Origin of the sequence: Neobacillus sp. NPDC093127 (assembly GCF_044754175.1) — a bacterium.
Taxonomy (GTDB): Bacteria; Bacillota; Bacilli; order Bacillales; family Cytobacillaceae; genus Neobacillus.
Genome location: NZ_JBIVOP010000003.1, coordinates 204409 through 231266 on the forward strand (window position 1 = coordinate 204409; position 26858 = coordinate 231266).

The following is a 26858-nucleotide window of genomic DNA, read 5'->3' on the forward strand; positions in this document are numbered from 1 at the left end:
TAACCCGCTCGCACAACGTAAAAAGAGCACCATTACAGCGCTCATTTTTTAAAATACTTTACTCATTAAAATGGTTATTTACTGCTTTCGCGTATTTCCAGTTGAGTAGATAGAATTACTTTCTTTGCCACCTGACGGTCAGTCAATCTCTCTAACAATAGGTTCACAGCCGTTTTCCCCATCAGTTCGGTGTAAACCTTAACTGTACTCAAAGGCGGGAATACATATTTCGAAATACTAATATCGTTGACGCCAATAATACTTACCCGATTGGGGATCGAAATGTTCTCTTCAAGTAAGGCTCTCATGCAGCCAATCGCAATCGAATCATTCCCGGCAAAGAAGGCTGTAGGAAGGTCTTCCTTATGATCGCTAATGGCCTGCTTCATTAGTCGGTAGCCTTCATTAACAGAATACTCCCCGCAATACACATAGGATTCCTTATAAAGCTGCTTGTCTTCAAGATACTGCTTAAACGTCACTTGTCTCGGGTCGGGAATATCGGAGGTATGATCTTTATAGCTTTCCTGCCCGCCAATAAATCCAATATTCTGATGCCCTTGTTCAACTAAATGGTCAAGGACATTGATCGTTGCTTTTTCAAGGTTGCTTACGACTGAATCGTAGTGGTCGTCATCAGGAGAACAATCGACAAACACGATATTTTCCGTGATTTTGCGAATATCTTCCGCCTGCTTTGGACTAAACTTGCCGATGGCAATAATTCCATGAATCTCCTCTCCTTGAAGAGTAGATAACCGGTCAAGCGACAATTTGGTCATAGGTAGTTTATGAACCTCGCATTCCGTTTCAACACCTAAGCGAATGGACATATAATAAAGATCGTTTAATTCTTCTTCTTCGGTATACCAGTAGACAACAGCAATTTTGTAAGTCGACAGATGCCGTTCCGTTTTTTTTCGATAAGATAAATCTTCTGCCGCCTGAAAAATCTTCCTTCTTGTATCATCGCTGACCGAAAGGGTTGTATCATAGTTAAGCACTCTCGATACAGTCGCAATCGAAAAACCAACCCGTTCAGCAATGTCCTTAATGGTAGCCATAGAAATCCCTCTTTTTCATCGATTTCCTCATTCATTATTAGTAACTAGACCCCCGCAGGATGATCTTATCTTCCTTAGGGGGTCATGTCCCTTTTACGTGATCCAGCCACATCTTACCCTTTAATAATACTATCCTGCCACATATCGTTAATATCCCTGATCAGTTTTAAATCACACTTTGGTTCTCGGTTATAGGCAAGTAAACCGTTTATTTCTTGCTCTACGTCCGTTAACTGAGTATAACAGTAGCCGTGCAGTACTTTGGAAGCATAAACAGCTTCCATGACTCTTCGATAATCGGCAACAAAATCTTCAGCATTTTTCACAGAGGTGTAGCCCCAGCCGGAATCTTCACCGGCTTTATAGCCAATGCCTCCAAATTCAGTTAACAGGATTGGTTCGCCCTGGTTTTCAAAACCGTTAGCATAAATACCGCGGAGGGCAGGCTGCGAACGAAGAATCGTCTCCTTTGTAGATAATTCTTCTTTGTATACTTCATATTTCGCTTTCTCATCCTTATTGCCATGGTTGTAATTGTGAATCGCGCAAATATCCGTTCTCGTCAATTCCCAACCATCATTTGAAATGACCAGACGAGAAGGATCAAGGGAATGAATCAAGTGGTACATCGCTAACGAATGGTGCTGCTGCTGTTTGTTATCACGAATGAATGGAACGCCCCAGCTTTCGTTCACAGGGACCCAAACCACAATGGATGGGTGATTATAATCACGTTCAATAATTTCAATCCACTCTCTTGTCAGTCTGGCAGCTGCATCCTCACTGTACCATGGCGAGGCGGCGCATTCGCCCCATACTAAAAAGCCGAGTTGATCTGCCCAATAAAGGAAGCGCGGATCCTCCACTTTTTGGTGTTTTCTACAGCCATTAAAACCCATTTCCTTAGATAAGACAATATCTTTTTTCAAATCTTCATCGGTTGGCGCTGTTAATAATCCATCCGGCCAGTAGCCTTGGTCGAGGACTAGCTTTTGATAATAGGGCTTATTATTTAGATACACCATTCCATTTTCCGTATGAATTTTTCTCATTCCAAAATAGGATGTAACTTCATCGAGCTGTCGATCAGCATCGCTTAATGTGATGTTTAAGTCAAACAAGTTCGGTGTTTCCGGTGTCCAGTTCCAGCCATTATGATGGAAGCCAGTACGGAAAATATGCTGATTATATAGATTGATGGCTCGTTTATTATAAGCTTCCAGCACTTCAATTGTATCTTTTACGACTAATTCGCCTTTAAAGCTAATTTCGATGTTAACCTTTTTATTTGCAAATTCTCCTAATACATCGAACTCGACAATAATATCGCCGCGGTCGATATCCGGAGTGAGCTTCAACTTGGAAATCCGTGTGCTGCTAACTGGCTCCAGCCACACCGTCTGCCAAATGCCGGTTGTACGGGTATACCAAATAGCATCTGATTTTTCGATCCAAAATTGTTTTCCACGCGGAATCGTTTCATCGGTGGATGGATCTTCAACAAGGACTACCATCGTTTCATTTTCCCAAGTTAGTGCATCCGTTATATCAAAGGAGAATGAAATATGCCCGCCTTCATGGGAACCAATTAATTGTCCGTTTACATAAACCCAGGCACGGTAATCCACCGCACCGAAATGGACGATGACACGCTGGTCTTTCCAGGTTGCCGGAACTGTAAATTCACGCTTATACCAGACGTGGTCATGGAAGCTTGGGTCGTTTATTCCACTTAGTTTTGACTGATAAGCAAACGGTACATTAATTTTTTTCTGAAACGCTTCTGAGTTGTTGAGATACCACTTTTGTTGCCGTCCCATATTTTGATCATCAAAAGCAAAGTCCCATGTACCATTTAAATTAACCCACTCATTGCGGACCAGCTGCGGCCGCGGGTATTCTTGTCTATAACTCATCCTTGTTGTCCCCTTTCACACGAAGAGCAGAATACTCTTTTTCTAAAGGCTGTATTAAAGAATATTGTTGATTTTGATCACAATGTTGATTGGAGTGGAAGGCGCGAGACTCCTGCGGGAGCAGCGGGACAGGTGAGACCCCGCAGGCGCTTTAGCGCCGAGGAGGCTCACCGCCCGCCCCGCGGAAAGCGAAGCGCCTGGAACGGAAATCAACATTCCCTTTTAACACAGCCTTCCTAAAAGTAAAAAAGCACTTCATTTTTTAGTTCTTGCTAAACGCTTTTGTTTTAATGGCCGATTCTTCGCTAAAGCAATTACCGCTGCTGCCAAGAAGAGCATCACGCTGATAAAATCAGACAAAAAGAACAGAATGACAGCTAAAGCGATCCAGAAAATCGGCAATTTGTACTGCAAGGTATCGTCTTTTACCAATCTCAAAGTAAAAATAAAATTCACACTAGACACGACCACAAAAAACAGGCCATAGGTAATCGAAAAGGTATATAAATTGTCAAAAAGAGACTGGACCCCCATCGATTCGATTGGCGATAAATGTCCTGCCCCACTTGCCTGACTTTTAATATAAAAAGAGTAATAGAAAACGGTAATCAAGCCTGTAACCATTTGCCAAACACTCGCTGTATACATCATTTTTCGCTCAAAAGACCTGCTCACAAATCTCCCCCCGATTAAAACCTACTCTTTTACTCCTGCCGATAGAGACATAGACTGCATAAAGTACCTTTGGGCAAACAAATACAGCAGAAAGGTTGGGATTAATGCAATCAGCGCACCTGCTGTTCCTAATCCCGGGTACGTAATGTATTGTCCCTGGAGCAGCTGCAGTCCCGGTGTAATCGGTAATTTGTCAATATCATTAATGATGATGGAAGGCCACAAGAAATCATTCCACGACCCAGTAAAGCTAAACAACGCAACCACAGTCAACACCGGTCGGATCAGCGGCAGAATAATATGCCAAAAAATCTGGAACTCATTAGCCCCGTCAATCTGGGCTGACTCATCAAGTGCTTTCGGAATCCCTAAAACGAATTGGCGCACTAAGAAAACATTAAATACTCCGGCAGCTCCCGGAACAATGACCGCTAACAGGTTGTTTACCCATCCCAGTTCATCCATGATTTTGTAAAGCGGTATCAGGTTAACGACACTCGGGAACATCATAGAGCCTAATAATATTGAAAATAAAAGGTCACGCCCTTTAAATTTCAGGCGGGTATACCCATAAGAAGCAAGGGCAACAACCACTAAGACCAAAAGGGTGTGGCTGATGGACACGATTAATGAGTTGAAAAACCACTTAATAACCGGGTTAGATGCATTGTCAAACAACAATTCCTTGTAATTGCTGATGGTCCAATGAATCGGCAGGAAGGTAAATCCCGTGGACTCAATTTCGTTATTTGATTTAAATGAAGTAAAAAAGGCCCAAATAAGAGGGATTACCCAGAATAAAGCCATCATGAGTAAAAAAATAAAGGCCGTAATTTTGGTTGCTTTACTTTGTTTCATTGTAACCCACCTCTAATCCCTCTCTTTTAAAATGAAAAATTGAAATACAGATACAACCATTATACAAAGTCCTAATAGAACAGCCATAGCTGATGACATACCAGCAATGGACATCCCCTTACCAAAGGCATTTTGCTGAATGTACATTAATAAGACACGGGTTGAGTCTTCCGGCCCGCCGCCTGTAAGCATTAAAGGCTGTCCATACACATTAAATTGAGCGATCGTCGTCATGACGGTAGTAAAAAGAATCTGACTTTTAATACTTGGAAGGGTAATTCTAAAAAACTTGCTTAAAACTCCTGCACCATCTAAATCTGCCGCTTCAAATAAATCCTTAGAAACACCATTTAAGGCAGCCAGATAAATGACCATATTCCCCCCAATCATCCACCAGGTAGTAACGACAACGATGGAGATCCAGGCATAGGGCTGGTTATCTAAAAGATTAATATCAACATTAAAATACTGGTTAAGCGGCCCATATGAAATACTTAATAAAAATTGCCAAATAATCATAACAGCCGAAATCGCGAAGAGCGATGGTAAATAAAAAACCGATTGAAATAAACGATTTAGTTTAGGCTTGGCGGATAATGCTGTCGCCAGCAATAACGGCACAATAATCGTAATAGGAACCGAAAAAATAACAAAATAGAAGGTATTTTTCAAACCATTGCGAAATTGGCCATAAAAGCTGGATTCCTTATTAAAAAGGAGAGTCTTATAATTCTCCAGCCCTACAAATTGAGGATCTGCGATTAGATTCCATTTCGTAAAAGAAATGTAAATCCCATATATACTAGGAATTAGGAAGAACATCAGAAAAATGATTAAATGGGGGCCAACAAAAAGGGCCGGCCAAAAATTAAGAGGCTTTCGTCCTTTTTTTACCGTTGTATTCATTTATTACCACCTCGGTTATGAAAGAAGATAAGAGGAGGAATATGAAACTCCTCCTCTTCTAATACTATTGAGCCATCTTATCGTTAACAGTTTGTTGTATTTTCTTTAGTTGCTCTTTAATGTCTAATTTACCTTGAATCATATCCCATGCATTTGTATCTACTTCACCAAAGATATAAGAGTAACCAGGGTCAGTGATAATGGTAACCGCTTTTTGGCCTTGCTCTGTTTTTAACAGGAACGATTGAGGCATTTTTGTATAATCTTCATTTTCAAGCATAGCTAAAGCAGTTGGGTTTGCACCTGATTTAATCCACTCGGATTGGTTGCCTCTTAGCCAGTCAATAAACTTAACTGCTTCTTTTGTTTTTACTTCAGAACGCTCTTTGCTCTTTAACAATGCGAATTGATCAGCACCGCTTCCTTGAACAATCTTAGCAGCATCCCATTGCGGAGTGAAAGTTTCGCCCCAAGTAAAGTCTTTGATCTCGTTCATCGTATTTAACATCCAAGTACCTTCCGGCATAAAGATGATTTTTCCAGTCTTAAATAGCTTTGTTGTATCTTCACCTTTTTTGTTCATCCAGTTATTGTCACGTAATTTTTTAAATTCTTGCAGGGCAGCCACTGCCGTTTCGTTGTCAATGGTTGGTTTCCCATCTTTAGAGAATTTACCGCCCATTTGCATGTAAAGGTTACTGAAATTCTGCATTGGCCAACTGAATCCGTAAGCGTAAATGCCGTCTTTTGCCGCTGCAGCACCGGCTTTTTCAATTTCTTCATAGGTAATAATGCCATCATCAGCGGCACCAGGAACATATTTGTCCACTAAATCTTTGTTGTAATACATAACCCAAGAACCCATTGTAGCCGGAAGTCCGTACTGGCTGCCTTCGACTGAGCCAACGTCCCAAGCCGCTTTTACATAGTTATCACCTTTAATGTCTGTTCCTTTAATGTACTGATCCCAAGAATCCAGTACACCCTGGCTTTGGTAAACCGATACGTTTTCAGACGCGATAAGTGCGACATCAGGAACACCTTTTCCGGAACGGGCAACAGTTGCTAATTTATTGTTAAACGCGTTACCTTCCATTTTCACCATTTTTACTGAGTAATCTGGTTTTGTTGCATTATACTGGTCAATGTTCTTTTGGACAAGTTCACCATCCGGACCAGTCATACTAGTCCATAAAACGATTTCTTTCTTTTCATTTTTGTCTGTAGCTGCTTTATTATCATCTTTGCTGCAGCCCATTAGGCCAATAGATAATGCTAAGGATGCAGTTAATAGCAAGGATAATTTCTTCTTTTTCATGCAAGATTCCCCTCCAACATAATTGAGATTCGTTTGAATCGCTTTTCTAAGTTACTTTAACCTTATTTGCTGTTCTTCGTGAGTTGGACCGTCCACCTTCAGCAATCCATCTTCAAAATACAATCGATCAATATTCATTTGTCTGTCGCCGCTTGGAGCGTCAGGATCGGTATGTGTGTGGTAAACGATATAGAGCGTTTTCCCATCAGGACCTGTAGTGACACTATTATGCCCAGGGCCAGATATTCCGTTTTTTAAATCCTTTTGTAAAATTGGATTTTCCTCCGCTTTTTCAAACGGTCCCATCGGATCATCCGCCACAGCGTAGCCGATGCCGTAATCCGGGCTGGCATAGAAATTGGATGAATACATCAGATAATATTTACCTTCATGTTTTAAAACAAATGGGCCTTCATTCCACTGATAGTCCTCGGTAAGACCTTCCCACTCTTGGTCAGGCTGGGTTAACAATTGCGGCTTGCCCACTACCTTTGTCAAATCATCATTCATTTTCTGTACAAAGATTTGGCTGACGTGAATATTGTTCAAAATATTTTCTGAACAGTCTTTGACATAATACAAATACGGTGTTTCATTATCAATTAAAATATGCCCATCAATATAGGAGCCCTCTTCTTTAATGATTTTCGTGCTGACATCCTTAAATGGTCCTAACGGTTTTTTACTTGTTGCAATTGATATTTGCAAGTGCCCATCAAAATCACGAGCACTATAGGTCATATAAAACTGACCGTTGTGTTTGATGACCTCCGGGGCCCAAAAATCACCTGTCGCCCATTGCTCTGATTGTTCGGCCATATCGTAGGCTAAGCCTTTTTCCTCCCAATCAACCAGATTGCCAGACTGCCAAACCTTAAATCCGATCGAGGCTTCAGAAGTCGCATACATGTAATAAGTATCTCCGTCTTTCAACACAAAGGGATCGCCAATATCAGTCATTCCGCCAACAGGGTTTTTATATGTTATGGTCTTTTCACTGTTCATAAAATGCCACATCCCTGTTCCTGCAATTAGTAAAACAATAACTAAACATACGACAACAACTGAGGCTTTATTTACTCCCTTTCGCCTCATTGCCCCCCCTCCCTCTCAAGAACACGCACCAAATCTGATGGTTGAAATCATAAAGACATCATGTTTACGCTTACATCAGATGGAACTTAAAGTGTTTTAGTAAAATTTTTATAAAACTTTTACTAAACTTACTATACCGTCGCTGTTCGAAATTGTCAATCATCTTTTTGGAAATGAAAGTTACGAAGTGGCATGATGATCCCTTCCTTAATCTCAATAAAAAACGACTATCGAAGTTTGATAGTCGTTTTTCTTTTACAGGTTTTTAAAATGCAAAAACCTATTGCTTCTTTTTCTGCCCCGGCGGCATGTTTTTTACATGGACTGGGTGTTCTTCTTTCAGGCCGTGATAGGAAACCGTGATCATGGTTTTTCCTTTTTTACCTGCTTGAATGGAACCATCTTCGTTAACTGCTAAAATCGCTGCGTCCTTGCTTGAATACACAATATCGGCAGTCAGTGTTTTGACAGAGCCGTCAGCGTAAACTCCCTTGACGACAAGCTGCGCCGTTTCCCCTTCCCTTATGGAATCTGGCCCCTCGACTTTTATTGACACAGGGTTTGCTGCAAGTGCTCCAACATAACTTTTTCCCGTGCCTGCCTTATTAAGTCCGCTTTTCGGAGCTAAACGGAGGAAATCACCAAATTGAATCGTTCCGTTTTTAGCACGGGCAAACGCTGCCGGTACTTGCAGGCTGGCAAAATCCTTTTCTGTCACCACGGTTCCCTTACTGTTCACCGATTTTGTTCCGTCATAGAAGAAGTTGGTTTCATCGACTGCGCCGGAAATGAAATCGGGCACCGCACCTGACTTCGTTCTAAAGGAAAGGTTGTTTTTAAAAATACCTTGTTCCTCAGCAGTGAAGTAAGGATTGATGCGGAACACAAAGTTAAAGCGTTTATTATCAAAAGAAGTGTTGTTTTCGACAATCATTTTTCCTGGATTAAAATTATCGGTAAATCCGTCCATGTTATTGTCAAAAGAAAGATTGTTCCGAACGATATGGGCAACCGGGAGGCCCTCGCCGCCAAGTTTAAAACCATTCCCCATATTGCCATCTTTGTTATAGCCATCGCTCAGCTTTCCGTTCGAATAGGCAATATTTCCATCCAACGTTATCGGCTTATTGGCTCCTTCATTCGTCCGGTTGTATAAATCCCAGCCGTCGTCAATATTATGATGGGCGATATTTCCCTTAAACACATTACCTTCGCCGACCCCTAATTTCGCAGCAAATCCGTCTGCATCTTCATCACGAGGGTCACGGTTATCATGTGATTCACAGTTAAGAATCAAATTGTACTTCGGCCATAAATCAGGGTTCGTGCCGCTGCCTGTAATTTGCAGGCCTGTATCGCCGTTATAGTTAAAGAGCATTTGCTCGACCACATTGTGATCGCCGCTCACCCTCATCCCATTTGAGGTGGCGCCTGTCACATGGAATCCCGCCACATGCCAGTAATCCCCGTTTAGCTGAATGACATTTGTAAGCTTGGCTTGCCCATCGATGGTTACTTTTTCACCATTATAGGCCGCAAGGGTTTTCAGTTTATCCTTTTCACCGCTATACTCTTTTTTAATGTTTAACATCGCAGAAGGCGAATAGATTCCTTCGCGCATAAAAATCGTTTCTCCAGGTAGAACGTACTTGATAGCCGTTTCCAGGTCCATTGGCTCTGCAAGAGTTCCCTTCGCCGTACTTTTCCCCGTTGGTGAAACAAACAATCCGGCCCCTTTGTTAAAAATCTTTTTCGTGACCTGAATGGTTTTTGTAATCGAAGCTGTTGACGGCGCGTCTTTTGGCGTATACACAACGGTAAAATCAGTTGTATCGTTGTCTAATTTGGCTGCGAAGGAATACACTTCGTTCTTCAAAACAGCCGCATTGCTGACGACCTCTTTCCCGTCTTTCGCTATAGCAATGGTACCGTCATAGTTTGCTAGTGTTTTTAGAGTGTAATCGGCAGAACCGGTCTCTGGTGCGGAAACAATGTTCATCGCGGCATTTTCTTTTGCTGGCGGTGTCGGCGGCGTTGCAACCGTATGAGCATCACTAAGCGTCAGGCTTGCATTCGTTACGGTCATTTTTGCATTTCTTGCCGCGTAAAAACCTACATACATATGGTCGGGATCAAGGACCTGAACCAAATCCGCTCCCTTTACCCGCTGTTCAAATGTCTTTTTTTCCGAAAGATGTGTGAAGGTTGTTGACATGATGAACTCAGTATCGGTTCGTTCTAATTTAACCCTGACCGGTGTGCCGATTGGCAGGGTATACGCCGGATCGGTTGTAAATCCGGTTGCTTTTAACTGACTGCCTAAATTACCCCACGGGTAGACCACACCTGTACGATAAATCGGGCTGATGCCATGGCGCATCATGCCAACACCAAAAATATTCGATGCAGCCGGAACCTCTTCATAGCCGAGAATCATTGGATCCTGGCGCGGGGCAGCAATGGCGTCTCTGACCATGATGCCAGCACTTTCCTGACCGTTTGGCGCAGCGCCGGTTTCAGGTCCGAATTGTTCAATCGTGAGATCAGCCTCAAGGACAAAGTTATCGGTCTTCGCATTTAGCTTTGTATAATAGAACGTTAAGCCATCATGGCCCGGCGCCAGCTTCCCGCCGCGGCTTTCTAATGTAATCGCACCGTCAATCGTCCCCGGCACTTCCGGCTTCGCATAATTGGTGCCTATTTTTCCAGGTAAGACATTCGCGGAAAAATTCAAATCTGTTGACTGACCGAAGGAAATCGTTTCCCATTTTAATTGAGAGGAGTCCCTGCTCTGTTGGGCTCCTTCATCAGCAAATGCCATCCCGGGAACCGTATTCACCACCATGACCAAAGATAGAACCATCATCAGTATCCTAGTAAGCGCTTTCAATAAATCATCTCCTTAAAATTAATATCCCTAAAAAGTATAGGCTATTTCTGGAGGCCTTTTAATTCAAAATCTTTGGAATATTGTTTGAATTGTTTGGGTAAATGCTGAAGATAGGGCTAAAGAACCTCCCTTCCTATTGACGAAATAGGAATAAGGATAGAACAAAAAAACCAAGGAGATATTCCTCGGTTTGATTGCTTCCAGGATGCCTGGGTTATACTTTCTTTGGTTCCGGCGGGCACTCAGAACCTCTCAGAGTGCCCATGATATGTTTTTTCCTGCTTCTATGGGCACTGTGAACCTCTCAGAATGCCCGCCGGATGCCTTTTCCTACTCCTACGGGCACTCAGAACCTCTCAGAGTGCCCATGATATGTTTTTTCCTGCTTCTATGGGCACTGTGAACCTCTCAGAATGCCCGCCGGATGCTTTTTCCTACTCCTATGGGCACTGTGAACCTCTCAGAATGCCCGCCGGATGCTTTTTCCTACTCCTACGGGCACTGTGAACCTCCCAGAGTGCCCATGATATATTTTTTCCAGAATCTATGGGCACTGTGAATCACCAGAGCGACCAAGGAATCAGCATTGTCCACGTGGGGTGGACAAAACCTCTTTTTGTCCACGAGGGGTGCCTGACACCAAATTGATGACACCCAATTGAATTCGTTACCAGTTCTACCATTTTTATTTAAGTTTTCACTGCCGAATAGTATAATTTATCCATACAACAGACGAATGGACGTGGGTGAGTGTGATTGATATAAAAACAAAACAGAAATCTCCGGCTGCTTTACTTTTAAGAGGTGAATTAATTGGTAAGCTTAAATTATCCAAAGCTCAAATGAATGCCTATTTAAAGGATGGCATGCCGCACTATTTGATTGGCAATGAATATCGATTTTTAGAAAACGAGGTAGTGAAATGGCTGGAGACCTATCGGCCGCCTCAGCAGCGGTTAGAGAGTGAATTTCGTGATAAAAAAGGACGGACACTAAAAGAATATGTCACTCAAAAAGTTGTTTTGGCAACACTGAGGATCACAAAAGAAACCTTGCAGGGCCTGAGTAAAAGGGGAATGCCTTTTGAAAGAGTAGGAGAAAAGGAGTTTTTCCACATCCAGGATATCTTGGATTATTTCCGGAAGGGTTCTCTAACGCCAGCAACTGGACCAGCAACGGAAGAGTGCTTAACTCCGTTAGGTAACAATGTTCCCAAAGACGTTCCCATTATCATCGTTGATGGGTCGTACAATTTTAACAATCAAACGGCAGGGTCCGGTTTAATTTTAATTGAAAATAGAGAGACAGCCATGGGTGTTTCCAATGTTAGAAAGATTGCAACAACAAAACCACATGTAAGTGAACTCCTTGCCTTACTGGACGCATTAAAATTGATGAAAAAGAAAAAATTCAACAAGACCATAATCGTGAATGACCAGAAATCTTGGTCTAATGGAATCACCATCGATGTAAACAGTTACGAAGGTCCAATTAAGACGTACCTGCTAGAGTTTAACCAGTTATGGACTGAGTTAAAGGGAAAAGTTGTTGTTAAATATGCAGGAGAAATGAACAACGGCAAAAAGAATTTGCTCTATCAGAAAGCTCATAGTTTAAGTCGGGAATATGAGAAAGAAGTTTTTAAAGAAATAAAGTTTTTATCATAGAATGTAAGAAATGACAAACGAAAATTTAAAGTTGGAAAAGTGATTGGAAAAACCAATACCAGCAGCTTTTTTGATTTTTAAGTGGATTAATGTTCGAAGAAGTTTTAAAACTAAAAACTAAGGACGACTATAAACGTAAGCTAACGGTAACGAAAGAGGCTCTCTTGTGGTGCCTTAGGAGAGGAAATATTTGTCGAAGCTTTTATCTGAAAAAACTAACATGCGTTTCAACTTCCAACCCATGAATTGAAATATATTTTATATGAGTAATACACCAGCATAATAATGGCGGTGTGAGCAGAGCTACGCTTCACCTATTCAAAATACGAATTGTATATATTCACTTCCGACTGGTTATACCTATTCGTTTATGCGGCGCTCCGCCCCATTTCCACAGAAAAGAACAATATTCCCCGGAAAATGATTCAATTCTACCTACAATTACAATTTTGTGTCGGATTATAGAGGGAGACAGGCTCCTCGTCCCGTTTAAGGACAAGGAGCCTGTCCCTAGTCACTACCTGTCAGGTTAGCTTATTTGGTTATACCAATTAATAAAGTTATCTACCACCATATCGATAAATGTAATTGTTGGTTCGTGGGTAAGGTTCCCAGCTTCATCCATTTTTTCATGAACGACTCCAATGTATACTTCGTTTCCTGGTAATAGCGGTGAGCCAATTCCTGGGCAGAACAAAATGTCGCGTAAATGATTCTGCGCGCGAACCGTTCCAAGTGTCCCCATTGTCGCGCCCATGATCCAAGATGGCTTGCGATTCATGACTTTATCGACACGCGACAGCCAGTCAATTGCATTTTTTAAAACACCCGGGATTGAATAATTATACTCTGGGGTGACCCAAAGAACAGCGTCAGCATTCGCCACTTTGCTTTTAAATTCAGTCACCACTTGTGGTGGATTTAATTCAGTATCCTGATCATAATGCGGAAGATCGCGAATGCTCAAAATTTCAATATCCATGTGCTCTTGATACTTTTTTTGCACATACTGTGCCAGTTTTAAGTTATAGGACTCCTTACGGATACTTCCAACGATTGCAACAACGTTCATTTACACTGCCTCCATGATGATAGAATTTTTTTGATAGTCTGCCCCTTAATCCATGATTACCAACTGTCATTAAGCAATTTTACGGAAGGTAAAAATCATTGTCAAAAACAATGCTCTCGTGCTGTTGGATAGATTCGTCTTCACTGAAAGATAATATAACCTAACTCGAACGGTAGTATGCCACAGCATCAAGTTGGATGAGTCTAATTTAGGAGGAGGTCATTGGATGAGGTTTGTTATAGCGTTACTAATGATGGTGACATATTTTCTAGCTGGCTTTCCTTCCACAAAGGAAGCAGCGAGCAGCCGCCAAAAAGGCAATCAGCCCATTGCTGTTCAAGGAGCGATGGACATCGAGATTTCTGTTCTTCTTAAAGAAATGGGTCAATATAAACAAGAAACCCATGGTAATTATACCTATTATATTGGAAAAATAAAGGAGATTCCCATCGTCATTTCAAGAACTGGAATTGGCATGGTTAATGCGGCTGCTTCCACCGCGTTACTGATCGAACATTATCATCCAAGAGCGATTATTAATCAAGGAACGGCAGGAGGACATGACCCGAAGCTCCATGTATTTGATTCGGTGATTGGTGTAGAGGTGATGAATATCGGCAGGCTTAGGTCGGAGCATTTAGATGATGGCCAGGGAATTCGTCCGAAAACATGGAAATTCGTCGAAACAGAAATTAGAGAAAATGGAAAAATCAAGGAGTATACTGCCTTTAAGAGCCACCCAGATCTTGTGAAAGCAGCGTTAAGTGCCGCCCCTAACTATAGGCATGGCAAAGTAGTGGTCGGGAAAGTCGGCAGTTCCGATTTTTGGAACAGAGAAGTAGACCGAATTCAATGGTTCCACAAGAAAGCCGGTACAAGTGTGGAAGAAATGGAAGCTGCTTCCGTTGCTCAAGTAGCAAAAGGCTTTCACATTCCTTTCCTATCAGTCAGAACAGTCTCAAACTCTGAAGTTTCAGGGGATAAAATAGAAGATTTAGAAACCGCCGGGCAATATTGCGCCGAATTTGCCGTTGAAATCGTCAAGGCCATGGGGACAGGCTCCTTGTCCCACTTGGCGAATTAGTGAAAATGGGACGAGGAGCCTTTTCCCTTCATGCGCTTCTAAATTGTACAGAAAACAGGAGCAGTTTAATAAGACAATTAATATAAAAGACGACTCTAACAATTCAGGAATATGATTTTAAGTCGTCTTTTTTGATGAAAGAAAACGGTTTCGGAACGTTTATATGCTAAGTGCATAATGTATTTTTAATGAAATATGTAGTTAGGAGTGCAGATATGGGAGTGATTAGAACAGATCAGTGGTTACACGATTCATATCATAAACCAATTGAAATATGTGAAAAGTTAATAGTACACTTTGAGGATGCTTCAGCTTCCGAAATCTACGATTACTTAACTCAACATGGCATGTACCATCCTCTTAGGAACGGAAATGAGGTAGTGAAAAAGTTACAAAAAAATAAAGTATGGGAGATTGTACAAGAGGAAAACCTGCGACTTCAAAAAGTGTGGGAAGGACCAAATATCCCTATTTTTATTTTTCCATCAGATATACACAACCGAAAATTAAAACAGGACTTCAACGGAAAATCAGGTTTGGCCTTCAAAGATAAACTACTTTTATTTATTTCAGAGGATAACTTAGAAAAGGAAATAAGGGCATTGTTTACACATGAGTATAACCATGTTTGTCGGTTATCCAAGTATCAAAAAGACGAAGATGATTACGTATTGTTAGATACAATCATTTTGGAAGGATTAGCTGAAAATGCAGTACGTGAAAGAATGGGTGAAGAATTTTTAGCTGCGTGGACATCCTATTATTCCAATGAAGAACTAAAGAAAATATGGAATAACATAGTGTTTCCAAATAGAAATATTCTAAAAAGTGATATTAAACATCAAAACATATTGTATGGATTACGTTTCTATCCGAAAATGGCAGGGTACAGTGTTGGATATTATTTGGTTAAAAATTATATTGAAGCAACTAACAAAACAAGTAAGGATCTCCTAAATATCAACCCAGATTATATTGCTCAAATAATAAGTTAGTACTATAAAACGGAAAATAAACAGACGAAAAAAAATTCTCGTCTGTTTTTAATGGATCATCAAATTCGTTACCAAAAGAAGAAAGAAAGTACTGCAAATGAAGCAATAAAACCTAACGCGATACCAGCGCCAAAGCCCCATCCCCAGCCTCCATAGCCAAAACCGCCTAAGTTTCTAGGACGCCCCAATGGTTGAAGAAAAACTCTGTCTCTGGAGACACGATGTATGATTCCCCTATGAATTCTTCCGTCATGGGTTCTGATTTCAACAGCTCTACCTATGTGTCTATGACACATTCCATAATAATGTCCAACCGACATTTTTTCACCCCCTATTACTTATGAACCATACGACATTATACGTATATAATTTAAAATCGTTATGGACAAGTATAATAGGGGATTAGTGGAAATATTAAATCTGTTTTCTATAAAGCCTAATTGGCACGCCGGCTACTCTCCATTTTTCTTCAGGAACCTCATTTATTAACACTCTGATAGTTTCTGGGGTATTTCCTAATGTTCTGCTCACCACAGAAGTAACCTCTGAAATCAATTGCCGCTTTAATTCTGCAGATCTGCCTTCATTAAGATGGACTTGAATGATATTCATGTTTTATGACTCCATTTTTATCATTTCCGGAAAATCATCCAAACTGCCATACGCTGTGACTAAGGTTGCCATATCGAAAACTGCGGTGAAGTAATGTAGCATTTTGACTATTGTCTGCTGCTCCCATCGCATAAAAAATAGGGATAAAGTGTTCTGACCCATATGGAGGTACAGCAATTTCTGCATTTGGAGCCAAAGAATCGTATTTAAAAAGTGTTGTTAAATCCCATTTTTCCAAATGATGTGCTAACCAATCATCAAATTCTAGTGCCCATTGATCAACCTGTCCATTGTCATTCCACTTTACCGCTCTGAGGTTATGCACTGTTCCTCCACTGGCAATGACTAAAATGTCCTGAGCTCGTAATGCTGACAAAGTCTTCCCAATTTTATATTGCTCTTCTGGGGTAAGTCTAGAATTGACGGACATGGAGATGACTGGAATATCTGCATTTGGATAAAGTAAGCGGAGAACAATCCAAGCACCATGGTCCAAACCACGTTGTGTATCAAATTCAAAGGGTACACCACTCTCAGTAAATAATCCCTCTATTTCTTTGGTAATTTGTTGATTACCATGAGCAGGATATTGAATTTTGTAAAGAGCTTCATCAAACCCGCCGAAATCATAAATCGTGCTATATTGGTCAACATCGCTAACCTTTTGGACGTTAGATTCCCAATGAGCTGAAAATAAAATAACCGCCTTAGGCCGAGGCATATTTTGCCCCAATTGAGTTAAAAATTTTGTATACTCATTATTCTCGATTGCAAGCAATGGTGCACCATGAGCTACAAATAATGATGGTATCATCTTAATTTCCTCCCTAATTTTGTTTTTGGATAATTTATCTTTGTACCTCATTTAATAGCCATGTTTGAAAATCTTGCAGATTTTTTTCACTTACCGTGTGCCCTTCAGAATACGTATTAAACATAACAGGAATACCTAACTTAGTGAAATATTCGACATTTTCTTTACCCCATTCAAATGGCAGAACCTGATCGAATTCCCCATGTGAAATAAAAACAGATAAATTTTTACCAGGATTAATATTGTATTCTTCTTTTACAAATAGAGGGATATATCCGCTTAATGCGACAACACCTTTTATTTTGTTACCAAGTGTTAACGCTAAAGTCATAGAAACAATTGCTCCCTGACTGAAACCTAATAAGTATAATTGGTTTGAATCAAGTGGATACGTTTTAGATGCATAATCAATGAAGTGTGTTAATTTATTGATCCCTTCATCAAATACTTCTCGATGTGGTATGCCGTAGCCCTGAATTGTAAAGTAAGCATATCCCGGTCCTTGGGTTAAGTGGCCCCTTACACTAAAGATATAAAAGAAATCCTCTAACCCATCAACCAATGAAAGCATGTTGTGTTCATTACTGCCAATCCCATGCATGACAAACAATGCAGGATACTTCTTCCCTGGAATAACATTCTTTGGGCGACGCAGTTCATAAATCATTGGGGTTTCCATTCAGTTATCCTCCTTGTATTCAACAAATGTATTATAAACAGGAAAAATTTTTTTAAACCATATATTTTATATTTAGAAACATGAAATACTTTTGGTTTCCTCATATGAATATTTGTTTACTATATAAAAATACCAAAAACAAGCATGAAGGGGAAGAATGCCATTTGGTCCTTAAGGGGAAAATTCTTCCGGAACAAGGCGAGGACTCATTTATATTAGAGGTAGGAGATACGTTCAGTTGGTGTGCAAGTGTCCTTGCATCAATTGCAGTGGGATGTGGGGACAGGATCCTTTTCCCAGGTGCAGGAAATAGAAGGCCTCTGTCGAATTGCTGTAGGGAAGGGAGCGATGAAATTGATCAGAAGAGATAGATTTGTCGGAAGTCTTATTGGATTAGCGGTTGGAGATTGTGTCGGTGCCGCTGTTGAATTTTCGCCGCCCGGTACATTTGCACCTGTAACTGATATGATTGGCGGCGGGCCTTTTCAGCTGAAACCTGGGGAATGGACGGATGATACCTCAATGGCTTTATGCTTGACTGAAAGCATCATCGAAAGGAACGGTTTCAATGCCGAGGATCAAATGCAGCGCTATATTCGCTGGTACAAAGAGGGCTATCTAAGCAGTACTGGCGAATGTTTCGATATTGGAATCGCCACAAGAGAAGCTCTTCTGCGTTTTAAGGAGACAGGGGAACCATTCAGCGGTTCAACTGATCCATTCAGAGCAGGAAATGGCTCCATCATGAGGCTTTCACCCGTTCCTCTATTTTGGTCGAATGACCTGGAAAAAGCGATTTATTTTTCCGGTGAAAGTTCCAGGACCACACATCAAGCTGAAGAAACAATCGATGCCTGCTATTACTTCGGGGCACTCATTGCAGGTGCCGCTAACAGTGATTCAAAGGCCGTCCTTCTTTCAACTGAATATGTTCGTTTGATTGAAGGAAAAATCGGCCGGCCCTTAAGTCCGAAGATAAAAGAAGTTGCGGAAGGATCCTTCAAACAGAAGCAGCCCCCACTAATTAAAGGGAGTGGCTATGTCGTCGACTCATTGGAAGCTGCCTTGTGGGCATTTTATCTTACGGATAATTTTAAGGAAGGCTTACTTAAAGTGGTAAATTTAGGAGATGACTCAGATACAACCGGTGCCATTTATGGGCAGCTTGCCGGAGCGTTCTACGGAGTTTCCGCCATTCCTGAAAATTGGCGGAATCAATTGGCGCAATTAGATTTCATTGAAAAAACGGCAAAAAAACTGTATGAGGTACATTTAAACGGTTGATTACTATATCTTTGCTTGGTTAAGAAAGTGCTGTCGTGACATCCGCTCGGTTATCCCAAGCGGATTGTTCGTTATTTAGAGGGTTTTCAGCAGTTTTCAAAAATATAGACAAATGTATACATTTGACGCTTATATACGTTTATGGTATTATATAAAAAGGGGAACAAATATTCTATTTCACTTTAAAATACTATGACAGTAAAAATTTTGACAATCGCTGCTTTAATATTTATTTCTAACCAAAATGGAAGGAGGCCTTTCATTATGATACAAACCTACCAAACAAAACTAAGTAACATTCAACTGAATCATGGACGAACTTCAGACATGTATCTTTCAGAGTACGGAAAGTTCTTCGGCGTGCTTGAACGGAAGCTATTTGTTCAAACCCATTTAAAGGGGCTCCCCTCCGCTTCATTGAAAAAGACCTTTCTTACACAATATGGGATTACGGCCCGTCAATTTAATTCGGTAAGGATTCAGCTTGATGGAAAGGTCTCCTCTTATATTGAAAAAAGAAAGTTTGATCTACAGGAACTCGAAGCAAAAACAGCTTATTTACAAAAAATGATAGAAAAGAAAACATCCCAAAAGGAACAACTCCATCAGAAACTACTTCAATGTTCATCGTCCCATCCGTCTTTTCTCAAACTCGCCAAAAAATACAAGAATCTAAAAACATATTTATTTCAAAAAAAGCGGAGATTGCGTAATTTAACACATAAATTAGAAAAACTGAAATCAGATTTAACCTGTCAGAAGATCCGCATTTGTTTCGGATCAAAAATATTGTTCCATAAGCAATTTCATTTGGAGGAAAATGAGTATAAAACCCATCGGGATTGGAAGAAAGACTGGGAAGAGGCGCGCTGCTCACAGTTTTTAGTCGTGGGTTCCAAGGATGAAACCTTTGGAAACCAGAGTGCTACCTATGATTTGAAAAACACATTAAGGCTCCGCGTTGCCAATACTTTTGAGGACAAATATGGAAAATACATTGAATTTCCCGAAGTCACCTTCCCGTTTGGACAAGAGTGGCTGGATCGGGCAAAAGTTTCATATATAGGACAAACCCGTGGCGGAAAGTCTCAAAAGTACTTTACCTCCATTACGTACCGTTTTATTAAGCAGATAAAGGGTTGGTATCTTACCGCTTCAGTAGAACGAAAAACACCAATTGTTGGAACATTCAATATTAATGGGCTAATCGGAATAGACTTAAATGCCGGATTCTTAGCAGTAAGTGAAATTGATAGATTCGGAAATCCCATCAAAAGCTGGTCCGTAAAGGTGTCTATGTATAATAGGAGGAGAGAACAAGTTACGGCATCTCTTAGCGATGCAATCAAGGAAATCTTAGTTTACGCAATCTCTGTTCAAAAAGACATTGTAATCGAGAAGCTCGATTTTTTAAAAAAGAAAACGCAATTACGAGAAAGGGGAACAAAATATGCCCGTATGCTGTCCGGATTCGCCTATTCGGCTTTTGAACAATTAATGGAAGGGAAAGCCAAAAAGGCTGGTGTCAGAGTTCGGCAGGTGAATCCTGCTTACACAAGCCAAATTGGTCAGATGAAATTTATGGCTAGATATGGGATGGGTTCTCATTGTGCCGCAGCATGTGTGATTGCGAGAAGAGGATTCTTTTTCAAAACGGAAAAACCGAAATATGACACCATTCTTTCATTCCCAAAAAACTTGAGTAAAAATAAATCGAATTTTAGCAAATGGAGAATCATAACAAATCACCTAAAAAAGCAGTACCTCTTTCAAGATAAGATTGAAATTTTAAAGGCTGATCGATAAAAATCTAAAAAATTGGAGCAACGCTTCCCTATTACCTGCAAGGAAGATGTGGACCACGTACTCCAATTTTGCAAGGGAATTTGTAATACCAGCGTGGCTAACAGCCTTTCTAGAGTATCGACAGATATCCTGTGGCGTGGAATTCATTCGAAAGAAAGGAAACCATGACATTGCGACGGAAGCATTGAAGTCTATTTTGGTCTAAAGACTCGAATTGAACGGATGTTTCCATTCTGGAATTAGGGCGTGATTCCCTATCGCGATTCGCAAAAAACTCTGTTCGTTTTGCGTGCTAAATGGAATAGATTCTATTCGATTAGAACATATAGATAGTGATATACACGAATGTCTATATTTTTAGGAACGGTAACTTAATGATCGTAAACAGAGAAAAATCAGGTTCTTGGTTGACACCAAGTTCCCGTAAAAAGGCATTTATTTTTAAAAAGTTATATGTCTTTTTCTCCTTTAACACCATTGAGGGAATAGCTTACAGTTATTTCCGAATTTAAGGAATGGGAGACGGAACAATATTTGTCTTTTGATAATTGAATTGCTCGGATAATCTTGTCTTCCGGCAATTCTCCATCAAACGCATAGTGAATGTTAATCGTTGTGAATCTTTTGGGATGGTCTTCGGCTCGTTCGCCCTTCACATCCATTTGGAAGGCAGAAGGAGAAAGGCGCATTTTATGCAAGATTGACATAATATCCATTCCTGTACAACCCGCAACTGCCTGCAAAAGTAATTCTGTCGGCCTGGCGCCTGTGTTCTCTCCCCCGACTTCAGGAGCAGCATCCATGTTAAATTCATGCCCGGAAGGAGTTACCCCTGAAAATGCCATTTTCCCTTTCCAGTTAATTGTAAAATCCATATTCATACCCCTTTCCCGTTTTATTCTAACCAATTTGAGCATTGATTATTTCCAATTACCTTGATGGTGCCTAAACCTGGTATCACTTAATGACCGTAATCAGGAAAATGTGGGTCTTGGGCAGAAATAGGGCTAGATTGTTACCTTCTTCCCTAAAAATCGAGAGCGCCCGCTTTTATAAATCGTGTGAACTCACAAAAATAAATGGATAATTGCATAATGTTGCAATAAGCTCGTCCATTTTGGATTTTGTTACGTTTTTTCATAATGAATGGTAAGGCAATATGTCCCACTGCAATTCTTACTTCCCTGCCCATCTGTACAACCACAGCCAATTTCTAGATTGGCGATACTACCCAAAGTGACCGACTTACTCTGCCCTTTTTGAGTTAATTGAAATAAAATAGTCTCCGCAATACCATCACCATTCATATCCGCCTTAACCGTTATCATACAATGACTTTTATTTACAACCGAAACGGATCCTGACGGAAGAGTGGAAATGCCAATGGCTTTCCAGTATTCAACAAACGTACCATCGCAGCCCTGCTCAATATTGCCACAGATTTCATCTGTTAGTACTGGTTTCTCTGAACTCGGTTGCGATGGTTTTTCTGGAGTAATGGGCGGGTGTGGTTTAGGCATGTTAAAACCTTCTTTCCATAGGCAGTTAGAATATAGTTTATGCAAGAAGAGAAGAAGGTTTCATTCCCTTCTTCACACATTCCTATGTAAAACGAATCGTTTATACAAGTATCAGGGTTTAACAGCTTCTACTGCCAAACCCTGATCGAAAAATTTTATACCTGATAATGAAGCGTTATACAGTATTTACCAAGTGCTCCTGCCGTATCGATTGACAGTGAATCGATATTGTCAAACGTATGTGAAATGGTATTTCCTTTTGGAACCGGAGTCGGAAACGGAGTTCCGTTCACACTAAACGTTATATCAGCCGGGGTCCCGCGATCATAGAAAATACTAATTGTACCTGATGAAATAATGGCCGTATCTTGATCGTAAACCGTCAAGGGTGTAGTAGCAACGGTTGTATCAAAATTTCCGCAAATATCATCGGTCGTAAAAGGACGGTCTGGACAACAATTTCCACACATAATCATATCACCACCTTTTAATCCTCAAGACATACTATGATGCAAATCGAACCTCGTCCTAATGAAAAAGCACATTTAAGGGGTCCAGTTTTGTTAACCAACTTCACATGCAGGGCATATATCGTAAACAAACCAACTTACGTTTACGAAAGGATGTCATACATGGTAACAATCAGTTTATGTCTGATTGTAAAAAATGAAGAAGATTCCCTCGCCCGCTGTCTAGACTCCGTTAACGATCTTGTAGATGAAATCAATATTATTGATACTGGTTCAACAGATACGACCAAACAAGTTGTCGCTAAATACACCGATCGGATTTTTGATTTTGAATGGGTAGATGATTTTTCGAAAGCGCGCAATTTTGCTTTTCAACAAGCCTCAAAGGATTATATTTTTTGGTTAGATGCCGACGATGTTCTATTAGAGGCAGATAGGACGAAATTAAAGACATTGAAGGGGACACTAGTTTCTTCTATTGACAGTGTGACAATGGATTATGTTTTACAGACCGACGAGTATGGAAATGTGACGTCAAGTGTCAAACGGAACCGGCTTGTGAAGCGCGAAAATCAATTTAAATGGATTGGTGCCGTTCATGAGTATCTTGAGGTTTGGGGGAACATCTTCAATAGCGACATTGCGGTTACTCATCAAAGTAACCGGCATGACGCGAATCGCAATCTATTAATCTATGAAAGGCAATTAGCCCGAGGAAAAGAATTGACACCGAGGGATTTATTTTATTTCGCAAACGAACTGAAAGATCATCAAATGCATGAACGGGCGATTTATTTTTATGAAAAATTCCTTAAAACCAAAAAAGGGTGGGTGGAAGACAATATTTCTGCCTGCAGTAAACTTGCGGATTGCTATTTTGACTTAGGCGAGTCGGAAAAAGAGCTTCAGTCCATCCTCAGGTCATTTCAGTTTGACAGTCCGCGCCCAGAATTCTGTTGTCGTTTAGGGTTTTACTTTTTAGAAAAAAATGAAGTACGAGCGGCCGTATTTTGGTATAAACTTGCTGCGCAACTGGAGGTACCAAAAGATCATTGGGGATTTGTCAATCTTACTTTTTCCACATGGCTGCCCCATTTGCAATTGTGTATTTGTTATGACCGGCTGGGAGAGTATGAATTGGCTTACCATCATAATGAGGCGGCACGCCAGTATCGGCCAACCGATCCGAATGTTTTGCACAACAAAGCCTATTTAGAAGCTTGTCTTCAAATAGGAGAAGCGGAAGGTCCTAGTCATGGAGAATAAAGCGAGGAAACGGGTATTAGTCGGGAGTCCCGTCCATCAAAAACCGCGTATTTTACGTGAATTTTTAGCATCCCTAAAAAGATTAAAACAGGATGACGTCGAATTAAGCTTTTTCTTGATCGATGACAATACGGAACAATCATCAAGTCAGCTGCTGCTGGATTTTAAAGAGGATGTAAAAAATGTCACCGTTTCCCCTTCCAACCAGTGTGACGATTATATTTGTGATCGGAATACCCACCATTGGAATGAACAACTAATCTGGAAAGTTGCCGATTTTAAAAACCTGATCATCGAACGAGTGATTGCGGATCACTATGATTATTTATTTTTGGTCGATTCTGACCTGCTTTTATATCCCAATACGATTGAACATTTAGTCAAGGCGGATAAGGATATCATAGCGGAAATTTTTTGGACGAAATGGCAGCCTCATTCCGAACCTCAACCGCAAGTTTGGCTAACGGATGAGTATAAACAGTGGAAGCAAGATCGTGGGGAACGATTAACGGATGCGGAAATTTCGAATCGTTATCAAGAATTTCTCAGACAAATGCGGACACCCGGAATCTATCAAGTTGGCGGTCTAGGAGCTTGTACATTGATCAGCCTGAAAGCATTGAAAGCTGGCGTTAATTTTCAGCAAATCTCCAATCTTTCATTTTGGGGAGAGGATCGTCACTTTTGTCTTCGGGCAGCGGTGTTAGGCTTCGGTTTATATGTGGATACCCACTTCCCCGCCTATCATATTTATCGAGAGTCTGATCTCGAAGGTGTCCAGGAATTTTTCGGCAAAACCCAGCTTGTTCCTCCTAATGGGCAGAAATCTATTGTACACGTTATGAGTAACAGCCATCACAAATTAACGTTATCCATGGTTGTGAAAAATGAAAGTGTTCGGTATTTGAAACAGGTTCTGAAAGAGCACCGCAACTATATTGATGAAGCGGTGATTATTGATGACGGAAGTACCGATGATACGGTTGACGCTTGTTTAGAGCTATTGAAAGGGATCCCCGTACACATTGTGGAGAATAAAACCTCTAAGTTTGCTAATGAAATCGAGCTTCGTAAACAACAATGGGAGGAAACGCTAAAAACCAACCCCGACTGGATCTTGAATCTAGACGCAGATGAAATGTTTGAACCCAAGTTTGTCTTTGAGGTCCAGAAACTACTTGAGCAAGAGGATGTGGATGTCTTTCATTTTCGTCTCTACGATTTTTGGAATGATACGCACTATCGGGAAGACAGATTTTGGCGGTCCCACCTGACGTATCGGCCTTTTTTAGCCCGTTTCCGAGAGCATTTTGACTATACGTGGAGAGAAACCCCGCAGCATTGCGGGCGCTTCCCTGAAAATATTTTTGAGCTTCCTAATCGGATCTCGCCGTTACGTTTACTGCATTTTGGCTGGGCTAAGCCTTCGGATCGAATAGAGAAGTTTCAGCGCTATATGGAGCTTGACCCCGAGGGATTATACGGAAACGTCGACCAATACTTGTCCATATTAGATGAAAATCCCGTGCTGATTCGCTGGGAGGAGTAAGGAAGTATTTTTGAGATGAATGGTGTGATTATTAGTATTCATTCTATTGCTAGTTGAAAAATGATTTTTATGTTAACTTTCGAATCAGTACGGATGCTGATGTCCCTGTAACGGTTCCTCCAGCGATTGGATCAAGGGTTACAGCTCCTGTAGATGTATCATTAATTAAGGTAAGTGTACTGGGAATCGTGCTTACAGTAAAAATGGCTTGCCCTGTATTTCGCCGGCTTTGGGGATCAGAACCGGCACTATACCGTGAGCCAGGTATCGCTGAGCCATTTAAGTGAAGTGCAAATTGGTTGGGTACATCCGCATTTAACATAAAGGTTGCACTATAATCTCCCGTCTGGGTAATCGTGATTGCCGAAGAACCCGGGGTATGAGAAATCGCTGTGCCTCCTATTGGCCCATTTGTATTAAAGGTTGCCGCAGCTCCAACAGCGACTAGTTGAGAAGTTGTATCAAAAATAAACGCGTAACTATTTGGTGCGGAAGTTCCAGTTGGTCCGGTGGCTCCGGTCGTTCCTGTTGCTCCGGTTGGGCCAGTTGGGCCGGTGGTTCCTGTCGCTCCTGTTGGTCCCGTTGGTCCCGTTGCTCCAGTTGGGCCGGTGGCTCCGGTGGTTCCCGTCGCTCCTGTTGGTCCCGTTGGCCCCGTTGCTCCAGTTGGGCCGGTGGCTCCGGTGGCTCCGGTGGTCCCCGTGGTTCCGGTGGTTCCTGTCGCTCCTGTTGGTCCCGTTGGGCCGGTGACTCCGGTCGTTCCCGTGTGTCCGGTTGGCCCTGTCGCTCCGGTCGTTCCTGTCTCTCCTGTGGGTCCGGTTGGCCCCGTTGCTCCGGTGGTTCCTGTTGCTCCGGTTGGGCCAGTTGGTCCGGTGGCTCCGGTGGTCCCCGTGGTTCCGGTGGTTCCCGTCGATCCTGTTGGTCCGGTTGGCCCCGTTGCTCCAGTTGGTCCGGTGATTCCTGTCAATCCTGTCGGACCGGTTGGCCCCGTTGCTCCAGTTGGTCCGGTGGTTCCGGTGATTCCTGTCGGACCGGTGGTTCCCGTGTGTCCGGTTGGTCCTGTCGCTCCGGTCGTTCCTGTCTCTCCTGTGGGTCCCGTTGGTCCCGTTGCTCCGGTGGTTCCTGTTGTTCCAGTCGATCCGGTTAGTCCTGTTGGTCCTGTGGGCCCCGTGACTCCGGTGGTTCCGGTCACTCCTGTTGGTCCGGTTGGGCCGGTGACTCCGGTCGTTCCCGTGTGTCCGGTTGGTCCTGTCGCTCCGGTCGTTCCTGTCTCTCCTGTGGGTCCCGTTGGTCCCGTTGCTCCGGTGGTTCCTGTTGTTCC

The 26858-nt window shown here is 41.6% G+C and carries 24 protein-coding genes and 1 pseudogene; 8 read left to right on the top strand and 17 right to left on the bottom strand.

Features of this window, described 5'->3' with window-relative positions; translation table 11 throughout:
• Positions 1 to 74: 74 nt before the first annotated feature.
• The 8 genes from ACIQCO_RS06270 to ACIQCO_RS06305 form a co-directional block, all read right to left on the bottom strand.
• The gene (locus ACIQCO_RS06270) at positions 75 to 1064 is read right to left on the bottom strand and encodes a LacI family DNA-binding transcriptional regulator (protein WP_400426815.1); all 990 of its coding nucleotides are present in this window, start codon (positions 1062 to 1064) and stop codon (positions 75 to 77) included.
• Between the two features lie 113 nt (positions 1065 to 1177).
• Entirely contained in the window at positions 1178 to 2980 is a 1803-nt protein-coding gene (locus ACIQCO_RS06275) for a glycoside hydrolase family 2 protein (protein WP_400426816.1), read from the bottom strand.
• A gap of 255 nt (positions 2981 to 3235) precedes the next feature.
• Entirely contained in the window at positions 3236 to 3655 is a 420-nt protein-coding gene (locus tag ACIQCO_RS06280; protein ID WP_400426817.1) for a PH domain-containing protein, read from the bottom strand.
• 21 nt (positions 3656 to 3676) lie between these two features.
• Positions 3677 to 4513 carry a carbohydrate ABC transporter permease gene (locus tag ACIQCO_RS06285; RefSeq protein WP_400426819.1) on the bottom strand — a complete coding sequence of 279 codons (837 nt, stop codon included), beginning with the start codon at positions 4511 to 4513 and terminating at the stop codon, positions 3677 to 3679.
• A 12-nt stretch (positions 4514 to 4525) separates the two neighbouring features.
• On the bottom strand, positions 4526 to 5419 hold the full coding sequence (locus ACIQCO_RS06290) for a carbohydrate ABC transporter permease (protein WP_400426820.1): 894 nt from the start codon (positions 5417 to 5419) through the stop codon (positions 4526 to 4528).
• A 64-nt stretch (positions 5420 to 5483) separates the two neighbouring features.
• On the bottom strand, positions 5484 to 6737 hold the full coding sequence (locus ACIQCO_RS06295) for an extracellular solute-binding protein (protein ID WP_400426821.1): 1254 nt from the start codon (positions 6735 to 6737) through the stop codon (positions 5484 to 5486).
• A 51-nt stretch (positions 6738 to 6788) separates the two neighbouring features.
• Positions 6789 to 7832, bottom strand: coding sequence for a glycoside hydrolase family 43 protein (locus tag ACIQCO_RS06300; RefSeq protein ID WP_400426822.1), 1044 nt, complete (start codon positions 7830 to 7832; stop codon positions 6789 to 6791).
• 280 nt (positions 7833 to 8112) lie between these two features.
• Entirely contained in the window at positions 8113 to 10722 is a 2610-nt protein-coding gene (locus ACIQCO_RS06305) for a right-handed parallel beta-helix repeat-containing protein (RefSeq protein WP_400426823.1), read from the bottom strand.
• A 746-nt stretch (positions 10723 to 11468) separates the two neighbouring features.
• On the opposite strand from ACIQCO_RS06305, the gene ACIQCO_RS06310 reads away from it, so the two are divergent.
• Complete coding sequence (locus tag ACIQCO_RS06310; RefSeq protein ID WP_400426824.1) at positions 11469 to 12389, top strand: reverse transcriptase-like protein; 921 nt, start codon at positions 11469 to 11471, stop codon at positions 12387 to 12389.
• 529 nt (positions 12390 to 12918) lie between these two features.
• On the opposite strand, the gene ACIQCO_RS06315 is transcribed toward ACIQCO_RS06310, so the two are convergent.
• Positions 12919 to 13461 (bottom strand): NADPH-dependent FMN reductase, encoded by a 543-nt coding sequence (locus tag ACIQCO_RS06315; RefSeq protein WP_400426825.1) that lies wholly within the window; start codon positions 13459 to 13461, stop codon positions 12919 to 12921.
• 226 nt (positions 13462 to 13687) lie between these two features.
• Here ACIQCO_RS06315 and ACIQCO_RS06320 point away from each other — a divergent pair, with 226 nt between their 5' ends.
• Positions 13688 to 14545, top strand: coding sequence for a 5'-methylthioadenosine/S-adenosylhomocysteine nucleosidase (locus ACIQCO_RS06320; protein ID WP_400426826.1), 858 nt, complete (start codon positions 13688 to 13690; stop codon positions 14543 to 14545).
• A 215-nt stretch (positions 14546 to 14760) separates the two neighbouring features.
• Positions 14761 to 15540, top strand: coding sequence for a DUF2268 domain-containing putative Zn-dependent protease (locus ACIQCO_RS06325; RefSeq protein WP_400426977.1), 780 nt, complete (start codon positions 14761 to 14763; stop codon positions 15538 to 15540).
• Between the two features lie 68 nt (positions 15541 to 15608).
• Here ACIQCO_RS06325 and ACIQCO_RS06330 read toward each other — a convergent pair whose 3' ends face one another.
• From ACIQCO_RS06330 to ACIQCO_RS06345, 4 genes are all read right to left on the bottom strand, one after another.
• On the bottom strand, positions 15609 to 15860 hold the full coding sequence (locus ACIQCO_RS06330) for a hypothetical protein (protein WP_066092464.1): 252 nt from the start codon (positions 15858 to 15860) through the stop codon (positions 15609 to 15611).
• A gap of 94 nt (positions 15861 to 15954) precedes the next feature.
• The gene (locus ACIQCO_RS06335; RefSeq protein WP_400426827.1) at positions 15955 to 16152 is read right to left on the bottom strand and encodes a tautomerase family protein; all 198 of its coding nucleotides are present in this window, start codon (positions 16150 to 16152) and stop codon (positions 15955 to 15957) included.
• A 34-nt stretch (positions 16153 to 16186) separates the two neighbouring features.
• Positions 16187 to 16966 (bottom strand): DODA-type extradiol aromatic ring-opening family dioxygenase, encoded by a 780-nt coding sequence (locus tag ACIQCO_RS06340; protein WP_400426829.1) that lies wholly within the window; start codon positions 16964 to 16966, stop codon positions 16187 to 16189.
• 34 nt (positions 16967 to 17000) lie between these two features.
• Positions 17001 to 17645: an alpha/beta hydrolase gene (locus tag ACIQCO_RS06345; RefSeq protein ID WP_400426830.1), complete on the bottom strand. Its 645-nt coding sequence runs from the start codon at positions 17643 to 17645 to the stop codon at positions 17001 to 17003.
• Positions 17646 to 17770: 125 nt separating this feature from the next.
• Between ACIQCO_RS06345 and ACIQCO_RS06350 the strand changes: the two are divergent.
• The 3 genes and pseudogenes from ACIQCO_RS06350 to ACIQCO_RS06360 form a co-directional block, all read left to right on the top strand.
• A pseudogene (locus ACIQCO_RS06350) lies at positions 17771 to 17899 on the top strand (DNA-binding protein); the annotation flags it as partial.
• Between the two features lie 94 nt (positions 17900 to 17993).
• Positions 17994 to 18929 carry an ADP-ribosylglycohydrolase family protein gene (locus ACIQCO_RS06355; protein WP_400426832.1) on the top strand — a complete coding sequence of 312 codons (936 nt, stop codon included), beginning with the start codon at positions 17994 to 17996 and terminating at the stop codon, positions 18927 to 18929.
• Between the two features lie 264 nt (positions 18930 to 19193).
• Positions 19194 to 20735 (top strand): IS200/IS605 family accessory protein TnpB-related protein, encoded by a 1542-nt coding sequence (locus tag ACIQCO_RS06360; RefSeq protein WP_400426833.1) that lies wholly within the window; start codon positions 19194 to 19196, stop codon positions 20733 to 20735.
• Positions 20736 to 21184: 449 nt separating this feature from the next.
• Here ACIQCO_RS06360 and ACIQCO_RS06365 read toward each other — a convergent pair whose 3' ends face one another.
• From ACIQCO_RS06365 to ACIQCO_RS06375, 3 genes are all read right to left on the bottom strand, one after another.
• Positions 21185 to 21610 carry an OsmC family protein gene (locus ACIQCO_RS06365; RefSeq protein ID WP_400426835.1) on the bottom strand — a complete coding sequence of 142 codons (426 nt, stop codon included), beginning with the start codon at positions 21608 to 21610 and terminating at the stop codon, positions 21185 to 21187.
• A gap of 252 nt (positions 21611 to 21862) precedes the next feature.
• The gene (locus tag ACIQCO_RS06370) at positions 21863 to 22255 is read right to left on the bottom strand and encodes an S-Ena type endospore appendage (protein WP_400426837.1); all 393 of its coding nucleotides are present in this window, start codon (positions 22253 to 22255) and stop codon (positions 21863 to 21865) included.
• Positions 22256 to 22410: 155 nt separating this feature from the next.
• Positions 22411 to 22725: an S-Ena type endospore appendage gene (locus ACIQCO_RS06375; RefSeq protein WP_400426839.1), complete on the bottom strand. Its 315-nt coding sequence runs from the start codon at positions 22723 to 22725 to the stop codon at positions 22411 to 22413.
• A 162-nt stretch (positions 22726 to 22887) separates the two neighbouring features.
• Here ACIQCO_RS06375 and ACIQCO_RS06380 point away from each other — a divergent pair, with 162 nt between their 5' ends.
• Both ACIQCO_RS06380 and ACIQCO_RS06385 read left to right on the top strand, forming a co-directional pair.
• Entirely contained in the window at positions 22888 to 23991 is a 1104-nt protein-coding gene (locus ACIQCO_RS06380) for a tetratricopeptide repeat-containing glycosyltransferase family 2 protein (protein WP_400426841.1), read from the top strand.
• Positions 23981 to 25540, top strand: a complete 1560-nt coding sequence (locus ACIQCO_RS06385; protein ID WP_400426843.1) for a glycosyltransferase family 2 protein — start codon at positions 23981 to 23983, stop codon at positions 25538 to 25540. Before ACIQCO_RS06380 ends, ACIQCO_RS06385 begins: the two co-directional genes overlap by 11 nt.
• Positions 25541 to 25607: 67 nt before the next feature.
• Here the strand turns inward: ACIQCO_RS06385 and ACIQCO_RS06390 are convergent.
• On the bottom strand, positions 25608 to 26858 hold a 1251-nt coding region (locus ACIQCO_RS06390), incomplete at its 5' end, for a collagen-like protein (RefSeq protein WP_400426845.1).